This window comes from Actinoplanes sp. NPDC051343 (genome assembly GCF_044455125.1).
In the GTDB taxonomy this organism is placed as follows: domain Bacteria; phylum Actinomycetota; class Actinomycetes; order Mycobacteriales; family Micromonosporaceae; genus Actinoplanes.
The window spans coordinates 531,534-552,392 of sequence record NZ_JBITEL010000001.1; the positions used below are offsets into that span (position 1 = coordinate 531,534).

General features: G+C 71.9%; 17 protein-coding genes. 7 read left to right on the plus strand and 10 right to left on the minus strand.

The window, feature by feature from the left end:
- The first annotated feature begins 5 nt into the window (after positions 1-5).
- Positions 6-1,184 carry an epoxide hydrolase family protein gene (locus ACIA5C_RS02330; protein ID WP_396050371.1) on the plus strand — a complete coding sequence of 393 codons (1,179 nt, stop codon included), beginning with the start codon at positions 6-8 and terminating at the stop codon, positions 1,182-1,184.
- 29 nt (positions 1,185-1,213) lie between these two features.
- A complete protein-coding gene (locus tag ACIA5C_RS02335) occupies positions 1,214-2,509 on the plus strand; it encodes an epoxide hydrolase N-terminal domain-containing protein (protein WP_396050372.1) in 1,296 nt (431 codons plus the stop codon).
- 28 nt (positions 2,510-2,537) lie between these two features.
- Here ACIA5C_RS02335 and ACIA5C_RS02340 read toward each other — a convergent pair whose 3' ends face one another.
- A complete protein-coding gene (locus ACIA5C_RS02340) occupies positions 2,538-4,298 on the minus strand; it encodes a glycoside hydrolase family 15 protein (RefSeq protein ID WP_396050374.1) in 1,761 nt (586 codons plus the stop codon).
- Positions 4,299-4,326: 28 nt separating this feature from the next.
- Positions 4,327-4,596 (minus strand): hypothetical protein, encoded by a 270-nt coding sequence (locus ACIA5C_RS02345; protein ID WP_396050376.1) that lies wholly within the window; start codon positions 4,594-4,596, stop codon positions 4,327-4,329.
- Between the two features lie 222 nt (positions 4,597-4,818).
- On the opposite strand from ACIA5C_RS02345, the gene ACIA5C_RS02350 reads away from it, so the two are divergent.
- Positions 4,819-7,629: a M36 family metallopeptidase gene (locus ACIA5C_RS02350; protein ID WP_396050378.1), complete on the plus strand. Its 2,811-nt coding sequence runs from the start codon at positions 4,819-4,821 to the stop codon at positions 7,627-7,629.
- 37 nt (positions 7,630-7,666) lie between these two features.
- On the opposite strand, the gene ACIA5C_RS02355 is transcribed toward ACIA5C_RS02350, so the two are convergent.
- From ACIA5C_RS02355 to ACIA5C_RS02370, 4 genes are all read right to left on the minus strand, one after another.
- Entirely contained in the window at positions 7,667-8,509 is an 843-nt protein-coding gene (locus ACIA5C_RS02355; RefSeq protein WP_396050380.1) for a hypothetical protein, read from the minus strand.
- Between the two features lie 60 nt (positions 8,510-8,569).
- Entirely contained in the window at positions 8,570-9,016 is a 447-nt protein-coding gene (locus tag ACIA5C_RS02360; protein ID WP_396050381.1) for a hypothetical protein, read from the minus strand.
- Between the two features lie 204 nt (positions 9,017-9,220).
- On the minus strand, positions 9,221-10,387 hold the full coding sequence (locus tag ACIA5C_RS02365; protein ID WP_396050383.1) for a hypothetical protein: 1,167 nt from the start codon (positions 10,385-10,387) through the stop codon (positions 9,221-9,223).
- A 127-nt stretch (positions 10,388-10,514) separates the two neighbouring features.
- Complete coding sequence (locus ACIA5C_RS02370) at positions 10,515-11,837, minus strand: CHAP domain-containing protein (protein WP_396050385.1); 1,323 nt, start codon at positions 11,835-11,837, stop codon at positions 10,515-10,517.
- Positions 11,838-11,994: 157 nt separating this feature from the next.
- Here ACIA5C_RS02370 and ACIA5C_RS02375 point away from each other — a divergent pair, with 157 nt between their 5' ends.
- From ACIA5C_RS02375 to ACIA5C_RS02390, 4 genes are all read left to right on the plus strand, one after another.
- Positions 11,995-12,519 (plus strand): PadR family transcriptional regulator, encoded by a 525-nt coding sequence (locus ACIA5C_RS02375; RefSeq protein WP_396050387.1) that lies wholly within the window; start codon positions 11,995-11,997, stop codon positions 12,517-12,519.
- Positions 12,516-13,193 (plus strand): ABC transporter ATP-binding protein, encoded by a 678-nt coding sequence (locus ACIA5C_RS02380; protein WP_396050389.1) that lies wholly within the window; start codon positions 12,516-12,518, stop codon positions 13,191-13,193. Before ACIA5C_RS02375 ends, ACIA5C_RS02380 begins: the two co-directional genes overlap by 4 nt.
- 5 nt (positions 13,194-13,198) lie before the next feature.
- The gene (locus ACIA5C_RS02385) at positions 13,199-15,442 is read left to right on the plus strand and encodes an ABC transporter permease (protein WP_396050391.1); all 2,244 of its coding nucleotides are present in this window, start codon (positions 13,199-13,201) and stop codon (positions 15,440-15,442) included.
- A 179-nt stretch (positions 15,443-15,621) separates the two neighbouring features.
- On the plus strand, positions 15,622-16,341 hold the full coding sequence (locus tag ACIA5C_RS02390; RefSeq protein WP_396050393.1) for an ATP-binding protein: 720 nt from the start codon (positions 15,622-15,624) through the stop codon (positions 16,339-16,341).
- Positions 16,342-16,383: 42 nt separating this feature from the next.
- Here ACIA5C_RS02390 and ACIA5C_RS02395 read toward each other — a convergent pair whose 3' ends face one another.
- The 4 genes from ACIA5C_RS02395 to ACIA5C_RS02410 all read right to left on the minus strand — a co-directional run bounded on the left by ACIA5C_RS02395 (position 16,384) and on the right by ACIA5C_RS02410 (position 20,839).
- The gene (locus ACIA5C_RS02395; RefSeq protein WP_396050395.1) at positions 16,384-17,220 is read right to left on the minus strand and encodes a CAP domain-containing protein; all 837 of its coding nucleotides are present in this window, start codon (positions 17,218-17,220) and stop codon (positions 16,384-16,386) included.
- Between the two features lie 151 nt (positions 17,221-17,371).
- Entirely contained in the window at positions 17,372-18,583 is a 1,212-nt protein-coding gene (locus tag ACIA5C_RS02400) for a cytochrome P450 (protein WP_396050397.1), read from the minus strand.
- Positions 18,584-18,607: 24 nt separating this feature from the next.
- The gene (locus ACIA5C_RS02405; protein WP_396050398.1) at positions 18,608-19,486 is read right to left on the minus strand and encodes an EamA family transporter; all 879 of its coding nucleotides are present in this window, start codon (positions 19,484-19,486) and stop codon (positions 18,608-18,610) included.
- Positions 19,487-19,579: 93 nt separating this feature from the next.
- Complete coding sequence (locus ACIA5C_RS02410; RefSeq protein WP_396050400.1) at positions 19,580-20,839, minus strand: EAL domain-containing protein; 1,260 nt, start codon at positions 20,837-20,839, stop codon at positions 19,580-19,582.
- Positions 20,840-20,859 lie beyond the last annotated feature (20 nt).

Here is a 20,859-nt window from a genome sequence, read left to right on the forward strand (position 1 = left end):
GTGACATGACCACGATCCGGCCCTTCACCGTGCACTTCCCGTCCGAGGCGTTCGACGACCTGCGCCGGCGGCTGGCAGCGACCCGCTGGCCGACCCGGGAACTCGTCGGCGACCGCTCGCAGGGGGTGCAGCTGGCCACCATGCGGGCGCTGCACCAGTACTGGGAAAAGGAGTACGACCTGCGGCGACTTCAGAACCGATTGAACGCGCTGCCGCAGTTCACCACCGAGATCGACGGGGTGGTCATTCACTTCGTCCACGTCAGATCGAAGCACTCCGGCGCGCTACCGCTGATCATGACGCACGGCTGGCCCGGCTCGGTGATCGAGATGCTCGACTCGGTCGGACCACTCACCGATCCGACCGCGCACGGCGGCACCGCGGCGGACGCGTTCCACCTCGTGCTGCCGTCGCTGCCCGGCTACGGCTTCTCGAGCGAGCCGGCCGAGGTCGGCTGGGACCTGGTGCGCACCGCCAAGGCGTGGGCGGAGCTGATGCGCCGGCTCGGCTACGACCGGTACGTCGCCCAGGGCGGCGACGTGGGCGCTGGTGTCACCGACGCGATGGGCCGGCTGGGACCCGACGGCCTGGCCGGCATTCACACCAACCTGCTGGTGCCGGCCCTGAACGACCCGGCGTCGCTGCCGGCTCGGACCGAAGAGGAACAGGCGGCGCTGGCCGCGATCAAGGTGTTCCAGACCAGCGGGAACGGCTACTTCGTGGAGATGGCCACCCGGCCGCAGACCATCGGGTACCCGCTGCTGGACTCGCCGGCCGCACTCGCCGCCTGGATGATCGACCACGACACCGACGCGTACTACAAGATCGCCGGCGCGTTCGTCGACGGGCGGCCCTCGGGAGGCCTGACCCGGGACCACATCCTCGACGACATCATGGCGTACTGGCTGACCGGTACCGGGGCCTCGACGTCCCGCTCCTACTGGGAGGCGTACGGGCCGGACGCGCCCGCCGCGGGCAGCAAGCCTCTTCCGGACCCGCGGATCCCGGTCGGCTTCAGCACGTTCCCGGGTGAGATCTGGCGGACGCCGCGCAGCTGGGCCGAGCAGTCCTATCCGACGCTCAACTACTTCGGGGTGGCCGCACGGGGCGGCCATTTCGCGGCCTGGGAAGAGCCGGAGCTGTTCGCGGAGCAGGTGCGGGCCGCGTTCCGTCCGCTGCGCTGACCGTTGACCAATCAAGAGGTGGAGAAACGATGACTTCGTCCGCGTCCCAACCCACTCGACGGCAACTGCTGCAGGGCGGCCTGGCAGCCGGCATCACCGTTGCCGCATCGGCCGCTCTCGGGACGGCGCCGGCCGGCGCCGCACCGCCCACCGGCCCGGCCGGGATCCGCCCGTTCCGGGTCGCCGTTGCACGCGAGCAGGTGGCCGACATGCGCCGTCGCGTCGCGTCGACCCGCTGGCCGTCCCGCGAGCTCGTCCCGGACCGCTCGCAAGGCGTGCAACTGGCGACTGCCCAGGCTCTCGCCCGGTTCTGGACGACCGGCTACGACTGGCGCCGATTCGAGGCGAAACTCAACGCGTTTCCGCAGTTCACGACCGAGATCGACGGCGTCGACATCCACTTCGTCCACGTACGTTCGCGGCACCGCAACGCCCTGCCGCTGGTGATGACCCACGGCTGGCCCGGTTCGATCGTCGAACTTCTCGAGGCCGTCGGCCCGCTCACGAACCCGACGGCGCACGGCGGCACCGCGGCGGACGCCTTTCACGTCGTGCTGCCGTCGATCCCCGGCTACGGCTTCTCCGGCAAACCGGACAAACTTGGCTGGGACTCCGTCCGGACGGCGCGCGCCTGGGCGGAACTCATGCGCCGCCTCGGCTACCCCCGGTACGTCGCCCAGGGCGGGGACGTCGGCGCCGCCGTCACCGACAACATCGGCCGCCTGGCGCCCGCCGGTCTGCTGGGCATCCATCTGAACCTGCTGGTGCCGGCGTTGGCCGGCACCGGCAACCTGCCGAAGAACACCGACGAGGAAAAGGCCGCGGCGGCCGCCCTGCAGGTCTTCTCGACCAGCGGCAAGGGCTACATCGTCGAGCAGTCGACGCGACCGCAGACGATCGGCTACGCGCTGCTGGACTCCCCGGTCGCGCTGGCGGCCTGGATGCTCGATCACGACACCGACAGCTACCTGAAGATCTCCCGCGCGTTCCGCGGCGGTCCGCCGTCGGGCAACCTGACCCGCGAGCACGTCCTCGACAATATCTCGGTCTACTGGCTGACCGGCACCGGCGAGTCGGCCGCCCGCATGTACTGGGAAAGGACGCAGTTCGCCGGCTCCGGCCAGCCCCTCCCGCCGGTGGCTGTCCCGGTCGCGTTCAGTGCCTTCCCGGGCGAGATCTTCCAGGCGCCGCGCAGCTGGGCCGAGAGCAGTTACCCGACCCTCGACTACTACCACCAGGCCTCGCGAGGCGGACACTTCGCCGCCTGGGAGGAGCCCGAGCTGTTCACCCGGGAGGTTCGTGCGGCCTTCCGGCCCCTCCGCTGAGAGGCAACCAGCCGGCTCCGGGCGCTGTTCAGGTCAATGCGGCGATGGCCGTGGTGACCGCCAGATGGCTCAGCGCCTGGGGCAGGTTGCCCCAGAACGCCTCGTCGCCGGCATCGACCATCTCGGCGAACAGGCCGACGTCGTTGGCCGAACGCAGCAGCTCGCTCAGGCGCTTCTCGGCCTCGGCGCGCCGGTCGAGGCCGGCCAGGGCGGCGACGGCCCAGAAGCCGCAGGCGGTGAAGGTCTTCTCCTCGGCCGCGGCACCGGTGTAGCGGTAGAGGTGCGGCCCGGCCGACAGCTCGTCGAGGATGGCGTCGAGCGTCGAGTTCATGCGCTCGTCCGCGGCGAAGCCGGTGGTGCGGGCGTGCAGCAGGACCGACGTGTCGAGCCGGGTCGTGCCGGGATACCAGGTGTACGCGCCGACGTCGTCGTTCCAGCAATGCCTGTCGATCCACGCGCGGATGCGGTCGCGTTCGGCCCGCCACCGGTCGTTCTGCCCGGTGATATGGCCCGCCTCGACCAGGTCACCGGCGTGCTGGAGCGCCTGCCAGCAGGCCATCTTTGAGCTGGTGTAGTGCTGGGAGTCACGGAGTTCCCACATGCCGGCGTCCCGGTGGCGCCAGATGTCGCAGACCCGGTCGGCCGCGGCGGCGAGGAAGCGGGCGGTGTCCAGATCGAGCACGTTCCCGGCCTGGACGTAGGTGTGTACCAGGTCGAACAGGTCGCCGTACACACCGAGCTGCAGCTGCCCGGTGGCGGGGTTGCCGGACACGACCGGGCCGATGTCGCGCCAGCCCGGTACGTCGTGCTCGGTGATGCCATCGGGTTGCGCGCCGTCCAGGCCGGCGAGCACGGGAACGCCGCCGTGCCGGGACCGGACGGTGCGTAGCAGCCAGGAGACGCTGGCGTGCATGTCCTCGAAGTCGCCGAAGGCCAGCATGCAGTGCAGCGCGTACGCCGAGTCGCGCAGCCAGGCGAAGCGGTAGTCCCAGTTCTTACCGCCGGCCGGGCTCTCCGGCAGTGACGTGGTCGCGGCCGCCGCGATGGCCCCCGACGGCCCGTGAGTGAGCAGCTTGAGCGTCAGCATGCTGCGCAGGGCCTCATCCTGCCAGGGCCCGTCGTAGGTGAATTGGCTGCTCCAGCGCCGCCACTGCCGCCGGGTGCGCTCGATGTTCTGCTCGACGCGGTCCAGCTCGGGCAGCCGCAGCGGTTCCCCGCGGCTCGCGACCAGGGCCAGCAGGTGCCGGGAGCCGCCGTGAGTGGTGAAGCTGCCGTGCACGGCCTGATCGTCGACCGACCGCTCGCCGATGTTGCCGGCGCACAACGCCATGGTGATGGCGTCCAGGCGCAGCACCGCGCCGTGCGGCGTCTGCTGCACCCACGGTGACCTCGAGTTGAGGCCGGTTCCGGGCGCGACCCGCCAGCACATCTCCACCCGGCCGTCGACGCCTTCCACCTGCCGTGCGAGCTCGGTCCAGGGCGGCGGTCCCGCGACGCCCATGGTGAGCGCGTCGGTGACCCGGACGACACCGGACGCGGTGCTGAACGTGGTGACCAGGATGTTGGTGCGGTCCTCGTAGCGGCGACTGACCTCGAACTCACCGACCGGCCGCAACGCGAAGAACCCGCCGTTCCCGGCGTCCAGCAGACGGGCGAACACCGGCATCGAGTCCAGCCCGGGTATCGGGAGCCAGTCGATCGAGCCGTCGGTGGCGATCAGAGCGACCGTACGCGTGTCGCCGATCGCGCCGTAGTCGCGCAGGCCGGCGTAACCGGCGTCCGATCGCATCCGCACCTTCTTCCCGCTCAGAACGCCCCTACACCTGGCCGCTCACCGCGCCGCCCTGATCGAACAGCCGTTCCTTGCGGACCTGGTCGATCACGGCGGCCGACATCTGCCGTCCCCAGCCGGGCCGGGCGTGCTTCTCCAGGACGGTCTGCGGGTCCACGCGAAGGCGTTCCGCGATCGCGCTGATGCGCTCCCGCATCTCCTGCTCGACGGCCGCCCGGTCGGCGGTCAGCCCGTGCTGATCCAACGTCTCGACGAACTCGTCCACCAGGCGAGCGAGTGTGATGGGTGCGGGCAACGGTGGCTCCTCGGGCTGGTCGGTGATCTGGCGAAAGTCTGGACCCCCGATGATCACGCGGCCGCGACGACACGGCGGTCAAGATCGGGGTATCCGTCGTGCGGGGTCGGCCGTTCGACCAGTCCGCGGTACGTCCGCGCGGCCCCGTCTGCCGCATCCTCTACTGGACCTGATTCTCCCCAGGCCGTTGATACAAGTCGATGGCTTTGCCAGGCTGGCCGGGTGAGAACACAACTCAGCCGTACGCTCATCGCCTCCGGCGCGGCCCTGGCCGTCGCGTTCGTCCCGGCCGTGACCGACGCCGGGGCCGCCACCGCGGCACCGGCCGCTCCGCACTCCCCGCGCCCCGCGTCGGCGACCGCCGCGCCGGGCAACTACGACGCCCGCCACGACCCGGCGATCACCGGAATGCCCGGCAACCGGGTCGCCAAGCCGACGACGGCCGTCAGCAGCATCCGGGCCACCCTCGGTGAGCAGGGCATCGTCGACATCGACCCGCTGACCGGCACGCCGCGGCAGCTCGCCCGGCTCGACGGTTTCCTCACCGGGCCGTCCCGGAAACCGGCCGTGCAGGTCGCCCGCGACTATCTCAGGGCGCACGCCGACCTGTTCGGCGTGGACCCGGCGACGCTGAAGCTCAGCCGCGACTACACCGACATCGCCGGCACGCACCACCTCAGCTTCCTGCAGCGGGTCGGCGAGGTGCCGGTGTTCGGCAACGGCATCCGGGCCGACGTCGCCCGCAACGGCGCCCTCATCCAGATGACCGGGTCGCCGGTGCGGCAGGTGCCGGACGGGCTGGCCGCGGCCCGGCTCACCGGCAGCCAGGCGCTCGACACAGCCCGCCGCGACGCACAGGAGACCCGGCCGACCCCGAGCGACAAGGCCGAACTGGTCGCCTTCCCGACCGCGGGCGGCCTGCGCCTGGGCTATCAGACACTCACCATGCAGGCCGGCTTCCTGCACGTCGTCGACGCGCAGACCGGCCGCATCCTCTACCGGCAGAACCTCACCGACGACCAGACCGGACCGGACGCGACGGTCTGGGACAACTATCCCGGTGCGCCGGCCGGCGGCCGGCAACGGCCGGTCTCGCTGGGCCGGTGGCTTTCGCCGTACGCGAAGACGCTGAGCGGCACCTCGTCGCACGTGTTCTCCGACCTGAACGACAACGACATCGCCGACCGGGGCGAGGAGGTCGGGCCGAGCTCGCCGGGCCACTTCGTCTACCCGCTGAAGCAGTTCACCGGCGAACTCTGCTCCGCGCAATATCAGTGCACCTGGGATCCGTACCGGCCGTTCTCCTGGCAGGCGAACCGGGCGATGGACGCGACCCAGCTGCTCTACTTCACCTCGGTCTTCCACGATCACCTGCTGGCGGCGCCGATCGGGTTCACCCGCGCGGCCGGCAACTTCGAGACCCGCGACGGCGACCCGGTCGAGGTCAACGACCTGGACGGGGCGAACACCGACAACGGCTTCCCGGACGCCGCCCACGTCGACAACGCCAACATGGCGACCCCGCCCGACGGCACCTCGCCGACGATGCAGATGTACCTGCAGCCGGCGCCGAACACGCCGACCCTTCAGGACCCCTACGTGCCGTCCGACGTCGGCAACGAGGCCTCCTCGGTCTACCACGAGTACACGCACGGGCTGTCCAACCGGCTGGTCGTCGACGCGGCCGGGGTGTCCACGCTCAACGGTCCCCAGTCGGGGGCCATGGGTGAGGCGTGGAGCGACTGGTACGCGTACGACTACCTGCAGAGCGTCGGACTGGAGAAGGACACCCGCAAGCCGGGCGAGCTGGTGATCTTCGAGTACTCCACGGCCGGGGCGAACACGATCCGCACCCAGCCGCTGGACTGCCCGGTCGGCGCCTCGGCCACGGTCTGCCCGGGCACGCCGACCGCGGGGCCCGGCGGCTACACGTACGGCGACTTCGGCAAGATCTCGCGGCGCGGCGCCGAGGTGCACGCCGACGGCGAGATCTGGGCGGAGACGCTGTGGGACCTGCGTACGGCTCTCGGCAGCAGGCTCGCCGAGTCGCTGGTGACCCGGGCGATGGAGCTCTCCCCCGCCGACCCGTCGTACCTGGACATGCGCAATTCGATCCTGATGGCCGACCGGGTCGTCGCGGCCGGCCGGCACCAGCACGACATCTGGAAGGTGTTCGCCGCCCGCGGTATGGGCTTCTTCGCCGCCGTGGCCGACGGCTCGGACACCGCGCCGGTCGAGGACTTCTCGATGCCGCCCGCGCCCGGTGCGGCCAGGAGCTCGGTCGCCGGCACCGTGACCAACCGGGACACCGGCCGGCCCGCGGCCGGTGTGGCGGTCACCTTCGGCGGCCACAGCTCCGGCTTCGGCGGCTCGTACGCCGCGGTCACCGACGCTCGTGGCCACTACCGGATCAGCAACGTCTTCGCCGGCACCTACCCGAAGGTCGCGGCCGGCGGCGCCGGCTTCGAACGCCAGGTCCGGACGGTCACGGTCACCAGGCAACCGGCCACCGTCGACTGGGCCGTCCGCCGGGACTGGGCCGCGTCGGCGGGCGGCGCGCAGATCGTCGGCTTCAACGGCGAGGACAGCAGCGGCTTCGGCTGCGGCCCCGCCCAGGCGATCGACATGTCGCAGGGCACCGGTTGGAGCTCCGACGCCGCCCTCACCGGCGGTACGGCGATCGAGCCCCGCTTCGTCACGGTGCAACTGCCGGCGGCGGTCGACCTGACGTCGATCGAGGTCGAGCCGACCGGCGCCTGCGGCGACGACCCGAGCGCCTCCACCGGCGACTACCGGGTGGAGACCTCGCCGGACGGCGCCGCGTGGACGGTGGCGGCGACCGGGCACTTCGGCCCGGCCGACCGCGACCGGATGAACGCGGTCCCGCTGACCGCCGGAACGGCCGGCGTGCGGTTCGTCCGCTACACGATGCTCGGCACCCAGGTCGCCGACGAGGGCGGCACCTGCCCGAGCGATCTGAGCGGCTGCTCCTTCGTCGACACCGTCGAGGTGGGGGTGTACGGAGCCGCCTGAGCCGCCACCCCGAGCTGAATGAGGTACCCGTAGGAGCTCACAGCTCGGCGGCGAGGACCGCGTCCACCCGGCGCATCTCGACGTCATGGCCGGATCGGGCGGCGGCGAACGCCGTCCGGTGCCGGGCTATCTGACCGTTCTGGTCGGTGGCCTCGAAGCCGTGCCAGACGTCGAGCACGTGTGTGCGCTGTTTGCAGACGACGTCGGCCGAGGCGGCCGCCGTCTCGGCCGGCGTGATGTGCGGGCTGTCGATGTCGAAATCGGTGCCGGCCACCGCGGGCGACGCGTAGTGGTGACCGCTTTCCAGCATGCAGGCGGACCACCGCGCGAAGGCGGCCGTCACCGCGGGGTCGTGCAGCGCGTCGCGGAAGGATCCGCTGCCCAGCGCGGCCACCACGTCGGCCTCGCCGACCACGCCGTCCGGGGACAGGGCGGTGACCGCTTCCCGGGTGCAGGTGCCGGTCAGCGCGGTGCGCATCGCCGGGGTCAGGGCGCCGAAGCCCGGTGCCGGGGACGTGCCGCCGAGGTTCCGGTTCACCAGGTGGTAGCCGTACCGGGCGGCAATCGCGGGGTCGGTCACGCCGTAGCGCCGCTTGTTGCCGTACCAGCCCAGGTCGGTGACGGTGTGGGCGTTGCCGGCGGCGATCTGCTGGCGGGCCTGGTCCGGGTCGAACGCGTAGCCGAGCCTCCGCATGCACTTCCCGGCCAGCAGCTCGCGGGCGAGGTCGATCCGGCCGGTCTCGGGCAGGGTGAACGCGTACGCGTCGGCCGGCAGCACGAAATCGCCGTGTGTGTCCGCGGGAGGCGGGGCCGCGGCCGGCGGATCGGCGGCGCAGCCGGCGAGCAGTACGACGGCGAGTAGAACGACGGCGAATTTCATCGGGAGCCCCCATCGGTGGCCCGCCGGGAGGCGGCGCCGGGCGCCGCCTCCCGGTCGGCATCAGTAGACGACCTTGACCGAGGCGTCCTCGTTGTAGGTGTACGAGAGCTGGCCGGTCTCCTGGCCGTTCAGGTAGTCGGCGTTGCCGGCGTACCCGTGGTTGAAGAAGATCCAGCACTTGCCGGTGGTCAGCAGGTCGCAGGAGGCGGCCGCCGCGTTGTTCTTCACCGCCTGGCCCGAGCCGGCGCCGGTGCCGCTGAAGAAGGTCTTGCCGGCCAGGTCCGAGACGTCGGAGCTGGTGCCCCAGTACGCCGTGCTGGCGCCGCTGTTGTAGTAGAGGCAGAGCGTGTACACGGAGCTGTTGCAGCGCGACTCGACGCCGGCGATCGTGCCGACGTGCCGGCTCGCCGCGTTCGCCGCCCCGGCCGGGGTCAGCGCCGCGGTCAGCGCGATGCCGGTGGCCAGCGCGCTCAGGCCCATGGTGCTCAGCTTCTTGATGACGGTCATGCTCGGGTTCTCCGTTCGGTTGCCGACGCGGCTTTTCACCGCTGCACCGACCACATCGGAATTCGCCGATGTTCGGCAGAGCCGGGGAAGACCGAACAATCAAGACCGAACATCAATTCTTGTACGCGGCGGCCGGCCGAACAATCGCATCGTCGCCCGGCCTGCCGTTTCGGCCCCGGACCGCACCACCAGCCGATTGGTTGATCAGGCCGGGTAGGCGCAGGCCGCCGCGGCCGCCGCCACCCGGTCCGCGGCGCTCAGTACGACTTCCGGGTGACCGGAGGCGGCCGAGCGCGCGTCGACCACGGCGGTCGGGCCGTCACCGCCCAGGCAGGCCGCCGCCACGATCAGCACCGGATCGGGCCCGGCCTCGGACGGCTCGAGCTTCCACGGCACCCGGAAACCGGGCTTCGCGACCGATTCCTCGGTGAATCCGACCTGTCGCCATCGGCGGGGCGAGTCCGGCCCGTACAGCGCGGCGAAGCCGACGATGTCCAGGCGGGTGCCGGTGGCGCTGAGCCGCATCGCGCCCGGCAGATCGGGGTCGGCGCCGACCGCCAGGCGAACGGCGGCCGGGCCGGGCCGGTCGTCGGAGCAGTGCGAGGGTGCGAGCCCGGCCGGCGGGTTGCCGTGCACGATGCCGGAGGCCACCACCCCGCCGCCGGGCAGTTCGAACCAGCGCACGTCGGGCGTGCCGCCGGTGCTGTCGTGGATCTTCTCCCCCACGCAGTAGCCGGCGAAGCCGACCGTGCAGCCGGCCGGGATGGTGACGAGCGGCGCCGTGTCGCGGGCCGCCCCGGCGCGTACCCGTGCGCCGGCGCCGTAGGTGACCGCGGTAAACGCCGGCTTCGCGGCCTGCGCCGGACAGGGGGGCGCGGCGCCGGCCTGCCCGGATGCGGCGGCGCGCGACGGGTAGGGATCGTCGATCGCGAAGGCGCCGACCGCGCCGATGACCAGGGCGGCGAGCGCGGCGAACACCCCGAGCTTCCACCGCCACAGCGGCCCGAGACGCGCGGTGAGCCCGGCCGGGGCCGGCGGATCGGCCGGGGAGGGTTCGGGCCGCGTCCAGGTCGGCACGTCCGGCGCTTCCGGCGGCGCGGCGCCGTCCAGCGCGATCTGCAGTTCCTGCCAGCGCTCGCGCCACAGTCCGACGTCACCCTGGCACGCGCCGACGTAGGCCAGCACGACGTCCAATGTGGGCCGGCGGACTCCGCCGGCGGCCTCGGACAGGGTCCCGGCGCCGTACCCGGCCGTCCTGGCCAGCACCCGGTACGTGGGACTGCCTGCTTCGGCGCGGACCTTGCGTAACTCGTACGCGAAAGCCTGCAACGGTCCCGCAGCCGGATCGACCATTTTCTCCTGGCGAGCCACCGCGCCTCCCCTCGGACGTGACCGATGGCGATCGATGGGTCACCGTCGCACGCCGAATCATCCCGGGAGTATCACGAAGGAGACACGTGTCGTTCGACACGTGCCTCCCGCAAACACAGTGGACGGTTCAGCCGCAGTGGCCGTACCCGCTGGTCCAGCTGCTCGTCTTGTACTTGCCGCCCCACTGCACGCACGTGTGCGGCGCGTACGCGGTGACCGGCCCGGCGTAGTAGGTGTACGAATGGTTGTCGCTGTGCAGCGTGCCGCCCTGCACCTGCAGCGACGCGTTCATCGGCACCACGCCGTCGATGTCGGTGGCGAGCGTGACCACGCAGTTGTCGCCGGTCGCCGCGTTGTACGCGAGGTAGACGGTGGCCCCGGCCAGCGCGTGGTGGTCGACGACGCCGTAGCCGCTGCCGCACACCTGCGTCGCGCTGTACGGGTTGGACGTGTGCGGTGCCGGCGAACCGCCGCCGCTGCCGCAGTGCTCGTAGTCGCTGGTCCAGGACGCCGACTGGTAGGCGCCGCCCCACCGCACGCAGGTGTTCGGCGCGTACGTCGTCACCGGCCCGGCATAGTACTGATAGGCGTGCGGGTCGTCCTTGAGCGTGCCGCCCTGGGCCTGCAGCGTCGCGTTCATCGACACCGTCGCCGACGGGCTGTCGGCCAGGGTGACCACGCAGTTGTTGCCCGAGTCGTCGTCGTACAGGAGGTAGATCGTGGCCCCGGTGATGTGGTGCGAGTCGACGACGCCGTACCCACTGCCGCACACCTGCACCGGCGAGTACGGGTTGCCACCGGACGGCGGCGTGGTGCCGCCGCTGCCGGACGCGCCGACGATGCCGGTGATGTAGTAGTCGGCCGCCGACACGAACGCGCCGGTGTGCGCCGACGCCGCCGGAATGGTGACCTTGACGACCGACGAGGTGACGGCGAAGTGTGCCATCGTGCCGCTCTCGCCACCCCAGTCGCCGTTCGCGGTGACGACCGAGCCGTCCGAGTTGACAGCGGTCACGATCGCGACGTGGTCGGCGTACCCGCCCGGGCTGGACGAGTAGACGACCGCGTCACCGGGCTGGGCGGTCGTGTGGAAGGTTCCGTTCGACTGGCCGTACGTGTAGAAGCTCTGCGCCGCCGCGGTCAGTCCGGCAGTGCTCAGGCCCGAGTTCCCCCACACCCATTTGGCGAAGTCGGCGCACCAGTATTCGGGGCCGCCGGAGTAGCCGCCGGCGCAGCTGTGCTCGTACTGGCTGCCGCCGAGCGAGTTGGTGGTCGGGTGGTCGGCGCAGGTGCCGGCGCTCTTGCCGATGTTGGCCGCGGCCAGCGCGGCGGCGCCGCTGGTGGTGGCCGCGGTCGCGGGCCGCGGGGCGGCCTGGGCCGGCGCGACGGTCAGGAACGCCACCGCGGCTGCCGCGGCGACGGCCCAGACCGAGAACGTGGTGCGTCTCAACGGGATCCTCCGTCCGGATGCGCCGCCGGACCGGACGTCCGGGGCGCTCCCCGAGGTCTATCGGCCGGAGCCGTTGTTCGGCAGGGCGGCGCCGCCGAATCAATCAATTCCGGACAATGAACGGCAGACTATGTAGCCATGTGTATAGTGGCGCGCCATGACGATCGCCGCAGCATTCCTGGCGTTGCTCGAAGGCCGCCCGCAGCACGGCTACGACCTCAAACGCGCCTACGACCAGCACTTCGGGCACGACCGGCCGCTGCACTACGGGCAGGTCTACACGACGCTCGCCAAGCTGCTGAAGAACGGCCTCGTCACGGTCGACGGCGCGGAGGGCGAGGGCGGCCCGGACCGCAAGCGGTACACGATCACCGAGGCCGGGGTGACCGACGTCGAGCGGTGGCTCGACGAACCCGAGAAGCCCGATCAGTACCTGCAGAGCACCCTGTACGCCAAGGTGATCGGCGCGCTGCTCACCGGACGCTCCGGGGCCGGCGTACTCGACGTGCAGCGCGAGGAGCACCTGGTGGCGATGCGCGAACTGACCCGGCGCAAGCGGGGCGGCGACCTCGCCGACCGGCTGATCTGCGACCACGCGCTGTTCCACCTCGAGGCGGATCTGCGCTGGCTGGAACACACCGCGACCGTTCTCGGTGAACTGGCCGAGCAGGTGCGGCGATGAGCGCGCTGCTGGTGGCCGGGCAACTGCACAAGACGTACGGGCCGACGACCGCCCTGGCCGGTGCCGACCTCGCGGTGCAGGCCGGCGAGATCGTGTCGGTGATGGGCCCGTCCGGCTCCGGCAAGTCGACACTGCTGCACTGCGCGGCCGGGCTCACCGCACCGGATGCGGGCCGGGTGACGTACGACGGACATGACCTTTTCGACATGAGCGACGTGCGCCGCAGCGCGGTACGGCGGCGCGAGTTCGGCTTCGTGTTCCAGTTCGGACAGTTGGTGCCGGAACTGACCGCCCTGCAGAACGTGGCTCTGCCGCTGCGGCTCGACGGCGTCTCCCGCCGGGTGGCCGAGCGCCGCGCCGCCGGCCGGATGGACCGGCTGGGCCTCGCCGACAAGGCACGGTCCCGGCCCGGGGAGCTGTCCGGCGGGCAGCAGCAACGGGTCGCGGTGGCACGCGCCCTGATCACCGACCCGAAGGTGATCTTCGCGGACGAGCCGACCGGCGCCCTCGACTCGGTCGCCGGTGAGCACGTGATGGACATGCTGACCGACGCGGCTCGCGAGTCCGGCGCCGCGGTCGTCCTGGTCACGCACGATGCACGGGTCGCCGCGTACGCGGACCGCGGCATCGTGGTGCGGGACGGCCGCAGCTTGACGCGGCGGGCAACACGGTGAGCCGGGTGTTCGCCGAGCTCGCCCTCGGCATCCGGCTGGCGTTCTCCGGTGGCCGGCGGGGCGGGATCCGCACCGCGATGGCGACCCTCGGCGTGGCCATCGGCGCGGCCGGGCTGCTGCTCGCGGCGTCCGTGCCGGTCATGCTCGACGCCCGGCACGCGCGCACCGAAGCACGCGACGACGGCACCCTGGGCCGGGTGATTCCGGCCGGGCGCACGACGATCGTCGCCGACAGCTCCTCGTCATGGCACGACCTCGAGATCCGCGGGCGGCTGATCTGGCCGGACACGCCGGACAGCCCGCTGCCGCCCGGCGTGCCCGCGTTTCCCGCCGACCGTCAGATGTACGCGTCGCCCGCGCTCCAGGACGCCCTCGCCGGGCCGGACGGGGCGACGCTGCGACGGCAGATGCCGTACGGCATCGCCGGAACCATCGCGCCGGCCGGGCTGTCCGGGCCGCACGAGCTCGCCTACTACGCCGGCTACCGGCGGTTGACGACGCTGGACGAGAGCAGTTCCTGGCGGGTGGAGCGGTTCGGTGTCCCGGACGACTACACGCCCAGCACCAGGACGTACGTGATCGTGGCAGCCATGGTCGCCACCCTGCTGCTGCCGGTCGCCATCTTCATCGGCGCCGCGCTCCGGTTCGGCGGCGACACCCGCGACCGGCGGCTCGCCGCGATCCGCCTGATCGGCGCGGACCGCCGGGCGGTGCTGCGCATGGCTCTCGGCGAGAGCCTGGTCCCGGCCGGGCTGGGCCTGCTCCTCGGCGTACTTCTCTACCTGGCGACCCGCAGCCAGATCGCCCGCTTCCGGCTCTTCGACGTCAGCGTCTTCCCGTCCGACGTCCATCCCGTACCGCGCCTGGCCGCGCTCGTGGTGGCCACGGTCGTGGTGTTTTCCGCGGCCGTCACCCTGACGGGTTTCCGCGGTGTCGCGGTCGAGCCGCTCGGGGTGTTCCGCCACGCGGGCGCCTGGCACGGCCGGCTGTGGTGGCGGCTTTTCCCGCTCGCCGCGAGCGCGCTCCTGCTTTATCCGGTCCTGCTCGGCGACACCGCCCTCAACCGGGACCGCACCGGTCTCGGCGTGGTGCTCCTGATGGTCTCGCTGATCCCGCTGCTGCCGTACCTCGTACCGCTGGTCGCCCGGATCCTGCCCGGCAGCACCGCCTCCTGGCAGCTCGCCTCCCAGCAGTTGCGGCGCAACCCGGCCGCATCGACCCGGGCGGTCAGCGGCATCGTCGTAGCGGTGGCCGGGGTGATCGCCCTGCAGTCACTGTTCGCGGCGGTCGAGGCGCACCGGTCGATCCCGTTCGACCCGGCCGGCCGGGCGTTCGTCCTGCAGGCGCCGGGCCGCCTGACCATGGACGCCATGCGGCAGCGCACCGCGAGGTTCGAGCGGGTCCACGGCGTACGGGCCGGGACGGTGGTCAAATACACGCTCTACCACCAGGCCGGCCTCGGAACCAGCTATCTGATCGTCGGCGACTGCCGTTCGCTGAGCCAGATCGCCGCCCTGGGCCGGTGTGCGGACGGCGACGCCTTCACCGTCGGCCGGGTCGGCACGACGGTCACCCTCGACCGGGGCGGCCCCGTGCCGGTGCCCGGCCGCCGGCTGGCGGTCCCGCCGGGCACCCGCCACGCCACGCTGGTCGGCATCGACGCGCAGGTCGTCGGGTCCGCCGTGCTGATGACCGCACTGCCCGCCGAGACGGCCGGAGTCGAACCCTGGTTCGTCGAGACCAGCATGTTCACCACGGAGGATCCCGGGAAGGTGACCGGGCAGCTTCGCGGCATCTCGGTCGAGATCGACCCATTGGCCCAGTTCACCGCCACCGCCCCGAAGGCCGACGCCTACGGCTCGCTGCGCACCGCACTCGACATCGGATCCACACTCGTCCTGCTGATGCTGGCGGTCGGCCTGCTGCTCGACGTGGCCGCCCGGCTGCACGAGCGGCGCCGCCTCCTCGGCGTGCTGTCCGCGGTCGGCGCCCGCAGCTCCACGGTCGTCTGGTCGGTGCTGTTGCAGGCGCTCGTGCCGGTGTCCGCCGGTCTCACGCTGGCGGTCGGCGCCGGAGCCGGGATCGGGGCGATGCTGATGCGGTTCTCGGAGGTCCCGATCCGGTTCGGTGCTTCGGCGATCCTCACCCCGGTCGCGGCCGGCGCCGGGCTGGTGCTGTGCACCACGGTCGCGGTCCTCCTGCCGGCCGCTCGCCGCATCACCGGGACCGAGGAATTGCGTTACGAGTGATGGATAATGCATCGATGTCCCCCGTTGGAATGATGAAACGGTTCGGGCCGTCAACCGGATTGACCCGGGGACTCGACGATTCGAGACTGGCTGCTGGACTCATGCCGACCCGGAAGGCCATCGTGAAGGCGAACAACGCCGGCAGATCGGCCGACGGCACCGAAATATCCAGTGGGCTCGTGGTCAGGCACAATTTCGACGACTCGGTGGTTGAAGTCGCCGTCCGCGGCCAATGGTGCCGGCAGACCGCGATGCACGTCTACGAGGCGATGCGCAAAAGCCTCGCCGAGCACCCCTCCGCCATCATCTTCGACCTCCACGAGCTGAGCGATCTCGACGGCCGCAGCGCCGCCGCCTGGATCGCCGCGAGCAAGGCGGCCGCGACGCTGCAACCACCCGCACAGGTCGCGTTGTGCGCGCAGCCCACGCGTCAGGTCGTCGCCCGCCTCCGCCAGCTGGGCTGCACCCGGTTCCTGTCGCTGTTCGTCACCCTCGAACAGGCCCGGACCGCGGTGGCAGGCGCCCTGCCCCTGACCGACCGGCTGCAACTGCGGTGGATTCCGCCGCATGCGGAATCGCTCACCGCCGTACGCGACATGGTCGCGCTCGCCTGCCGGGTGTGGGGAATGGGCGTGCTGGCCGGTGTCGCTCAGGAGGTGGCGATCGACCTGGTCGCCGACTCGCTGATGCATGCGGGCACCACGATGCTGTTCACGGTGAGCCGCCGCAGCAGCAGCCTCTACCTCGCCCTGCGTGATCACGGAACCGCGCTGCCTCCCCTGCACCAGCCCGGCCGGTTGACCGTCCTGACCGACCGCAGCTACGTCTGGGGAGCCTCGGCCACCCACGACGGCAAGGTGGTCTGGGCCGTCGTCCGGGCCCGGCGCGGCTGCAAATGACGTCACCGCTGTTTGCCGGGCCATTCCGTCGGCCGGCCGGTCTCAGTTCACGAAGTCCTGGGTGACCCAGACGCGGCCGTCGCTGCCGCGGGTCACGGCCAGCCCGAGGTGCTTGAAGCCGGCGTTGAGCAGGTTCCTGCGGTGGCCGTCGTTCGGCGCCACCTCGGCCAGCATGAGGTCGGTCAGCCCGTTCGCGGCTTGCGTGATCGAGGCCGGGTTGTCCTGCGCGTTGCCCTGACCGATGTTCTCGCCGGCCGAGGTCCAGGACACGCCGGCGGCCGTGAACCGGTCACCGAGGCCGGCCTCGCCCGGACACTGGTGCGAGAGGCCGCAGCCGCCCACCATCAGCGCGTTGTGCGCCTCGGACGCCTTCGACAGGGTGGCGCTGAACGCGTACGCCGGAAGGCCGTTCGCCGCCCGGGCGGCGTTGATGTGCGCCAGCACCGCATCGAGCACCGCGTCGCCGGTCGGGCTCACCGGAGGCGTGGTGGCCGGCGCGCTGGTCGGCGGCTGGGCGGTCGGCGGCTGGGTGGTCGGCGGCTGGGTGGTCGGCGGCTGGGTGGCCGGCGGCGCCGTGGTGGGGACGGTGGTCGGCGCGGTCGTGGCGGGATCCGTGGTCGGCGGCTGGGTGGCCGGAGGACGGGTGGACGGCGCCGTAGTAGGAACCGCGGTGGTTGCGGTGGGCCGCGGCCGGTGCGGACGGGCGGCGGCAAGCTCGGTGGCCGGGCCCAGGTTCGGGGCGGCCTGCCCGGCGGCCGGACGGTGATGCGTCGTCTGGGCCGACGCGATCCCGGCGGCTCCGGCGCCGAGCACGCCCAGGGCGCAGGTGGTCAGCACGAGATATCGGGTACGGGCAGGCTTGCGGTGACGCGTGGGCACGGCGTTCCTCGTCGATCGGCGGGGCGTGGGGTTCCCGCGGTGGTCGTCCCGGGCCGGGACGGACGCCGGACGGGCGCCCGCTCGACTCTGCGGGGCGGGCATCCCGCCCGCACGATCGCTAAGGAATATTTAAAGAGAGGCTCACCGGCGCCTAAAGCCGGCGGTACCGCATCGGCAGGCTCAACGGGCCCCGCACGAACAGGCTCGCCTTCCACCGCAGCTCGTCGCGCGGCACGGTGAGCTCGAAGTCGGTGAAGCGTTCGAGCAGCCCCCGGAACGCGATCTGCGCCTCCAACCGGGCCAGCGGCGCACCGACGCAGAAATGCACGCCGGCGCCGAACGCCAGGTGCGGATTTCCCGTCTCGGGAGCCAGGTGCGGGCAGGCGCCACCGGAGAAGCGGCGCGGGTCCTGGTTGGCCGCGGCGAGCAGCACGGCGACCACGTCGCCCGCGCGCATCCGGGTGCCGGCCAGCTCGACGTCCTCCACCACGTACCGGAAGGCGGTCATTTTCGCCGGGGCGTCCACCCGCAGCAGTTCCTCGACCGCCCCGTCGACCCGGGACAGGTCGCTCTGCAGCTCGGCCAGCATCGCCGGGTTGTCCAGCAGCGTCAGCATGCCGTTGCCGATCAGGTTGAGCGTGGTCTCATGACCGGCGGCGACCAGCGCGAACACCATCGCCGCAGCCTCCGCGGGCGTCATGGTGGCGCCGCCCTCGGAGACGGTCACCATCGCACTCAGAAGATCATCTTCGGGCTGCGCCCGCCTTTTCTGTACGAGCGAGCCGGCGAACGACAGCATCTCCGCCATGGCGGCCGGCACGAGGGGCATCTTGTCCGGATCGCCGGTCGCGAACAGCCCCGCCCACCGGTGGAAGTCCGCACCGCGCTCGGGCGGCACGCCGACCAGCCGCATGATCACCGAAACCGGCAGCGGGAACGCGAAGTCGCGCACCAGGTCGCACTCGTCGCGCCGGGCCATGGCATCGAGCAACTCGTCGGCGATCTGCTGCACCGAGGGCCGCAGCCGCTCCACCCGGGCCGGCGTGAACACCTTGTTGATCAGCCGCCGCAGCCGGGTGTGGTCGGGCGGGTCGAGGAACGGCAGCATCGGCGGCAGGCCGGCCACGTCCTGGTGGACGAGCATCGGGGACGCTCGCGCGGCCGGGTTCGCGTACGACTCGCGGTTGGCGAACCGCCGGGCGTCGGTGAGCAGCTTGCGTGCCTCGTCGTGCCCGGTGACCAGCCACATGTCGACATCGTGGTAGCGCGCCTGATGGATCGGACCGGCGGCATGCAGGCGGGCGAAGATCTCGGCCAGCTCGGTTCCGCTCGCCGCGGTGAGCGTGGCGACATCGATCGGCATGCGTCCAGATTAGACGCTCGCACGTCACGGCAGGGCGATCGCGGCCACCGCGAGAGCGCACAGGGCAAGGCCGGCACGCTGGGCCGGGCTGAACTGCTCACGCAGCAGCACCCGGGCGAGCAGCACGGTGACGCCGGGGTAGAGCGAGGTGAGCACGGCGACGATTGCCAGCAGCCCGGTGTGCGTGGCGTAGAAGTAGAGCAGCGTCGCGAACAGGCCGGCGACACCGACCAGGGCCGCCACGGCGGCGGAGCGTGGCGGCAGCCGTACGGATTGGCGCGCACGCACCGCGAGGGCGACCATCAGCAGAAACGCACTGGTCTGTTCGCAGGCGATCGGCCACAGTCCGGCGCCGTCCCCGGCCCGCGCCAGGCCGACGAACATCAATCCGAAGGCCAGCCCCGCACCCAGACCGTCAGCAAACCCGGCCCGGAAAGCAACCCGGCCAACCCTGCCGGTGCCCGTCTTCGCGGCGCCATCCTTCCCGGCGCCGGCCTTTCCGCTGCTGGCCACGAGGGCGATTGCCGGCAGCGCCACGAGAATGCCCAACGTGGTGAAGATGCCCGGGCGCTCGCCCGACACCATGCCCACGGTCACCGGCAGAACCGCCGCCCCGACCGCCGAGACCGGTCCGACCACGCTCATCTGCCCGCGGCTGAGCCCCCGGTAGAGCAGCAGCGTTCCGGCTCCCCCGCCGATGCCGCTCGCGAGGCCCCAGCCGATCGCGGACGACGACGGCCAGGCCCCGCCCATCAGAACGATCGCCATCCAGGCGACGACCACGGCCGGCGCCGCGCCGAACAGGTTGACGGTGAGCGATCCGTTCCGGCGCGACAGCAGACCACCGGTGAAATCGGCGCCGCCGTAGAGAAGGGCGGCGGCGAGACCGAGCAGGAGCGCCATGTCACCCCCACTCGGCCACGCCGCGGCATCGTTGCCGTAACGGTAGACGACAGCCCGGCGGGGCGTGGGTCCGCCGCCCGGGCGGCGCAGGCGTCAGGGGTTGTCCGGGGCGAGCCGGCCGACCAGGGAGTGCGCGGCAGCGGTGACCAGGGTCCGGTCGTAGCTGACGACGAACTCGAATTCGCGGTCCCCGTCGGTGCCGGTGTCGCCGAGGTCGCGGGCCATCAGCGCGCCGCACGTGTGTGCGCCGAGGACGACGACGGTCCACTCGGTGGCCAACGGGTCCAGCACGGACAGCGATGCACCGCGCACACCGGGTGCCGGAGTGTCCGGCATGTCCACCCCGAGCGCACCGACGAACGGCAGCTTGGCCGCGAGTGCCGTGAAGTCCCGGACCGTCGACGGCCGGAAGAAGCGCGCGTGCTCGAAGGCGGCCAGCACCATCGGTGGCACCGCGGCCTGCAGGGCCATCAGTTCCAGCGTCTTCGACAACGGGATCAGCAGGTGCTTGGGCGCGTGCCGCACCCGCCGGTGGCTACCGATCAATCCGTACGGTGTCGCGTGCAGCGCCGGGCCGATCGCCCGGGCCGCGAACCGCTCCGGCCGGAACGGCGGCGGTGTGAACCGGCGCTCACCCCGGCCCCACAGCCAGCCCTGGCCCAGGGTCGCACCGAGCACGAGGGCCCGCGTCAGATCCTCCGGCGTTTCGATGCCCTCGGCGACGACCTCGGCGCCGGCCTGCTCCGCGTACGCGCGGACGGCGCCGGCCACGACGACGGTCGCCGGGTCCTTGACCGTGCGCAACAGGCTCAGGTCGAGCTTGACCACCTCGGGACGCAGCAGCGGGATCAGGGCCAGCGACTCGGGCTCCGCTCCGACATCGTCCAGGGCGATGGCGCACCCGGCCGCGCGAAGGCGTTCCGCCCCGGCGAGCACCCCGGCCAGGTCGGCGGCCAGCGCGCGCTCGGTGATCTCGACGACCACCTGAACCTGAGGCGCCCGCCCGGCGAGCGCTTCCAGCACGACGTTCAGGTGCTCGGTGAGCGTGCTGGGCTCCAGGTTGACGAACAACGTCACCGGCCGGCCACCCGAGAGGTGGGCCGCATCCGTCAGCGACGCCTGCAGCGACGCCCGTTCCAGGTCGGCGAGACGTCCCGCCGCCCGGGCCGCGTCGAGCAACGCCAGCGGCGACTCCCACGGCGTACCGGCCGGTCCGCGGAGGAGCGCCTCGTGCGCCATCACCGCGCCGGAGTCCAGGTCGACGAACGACTGGTACAGGCAGTACAGGCCGCCGTTGCGCAGCAGGTCGTCAAGACCGGGACGAAGATCGACGGATTCCGGCCGGGCGGGCATCGCGGTCACCTCCGCCCTAT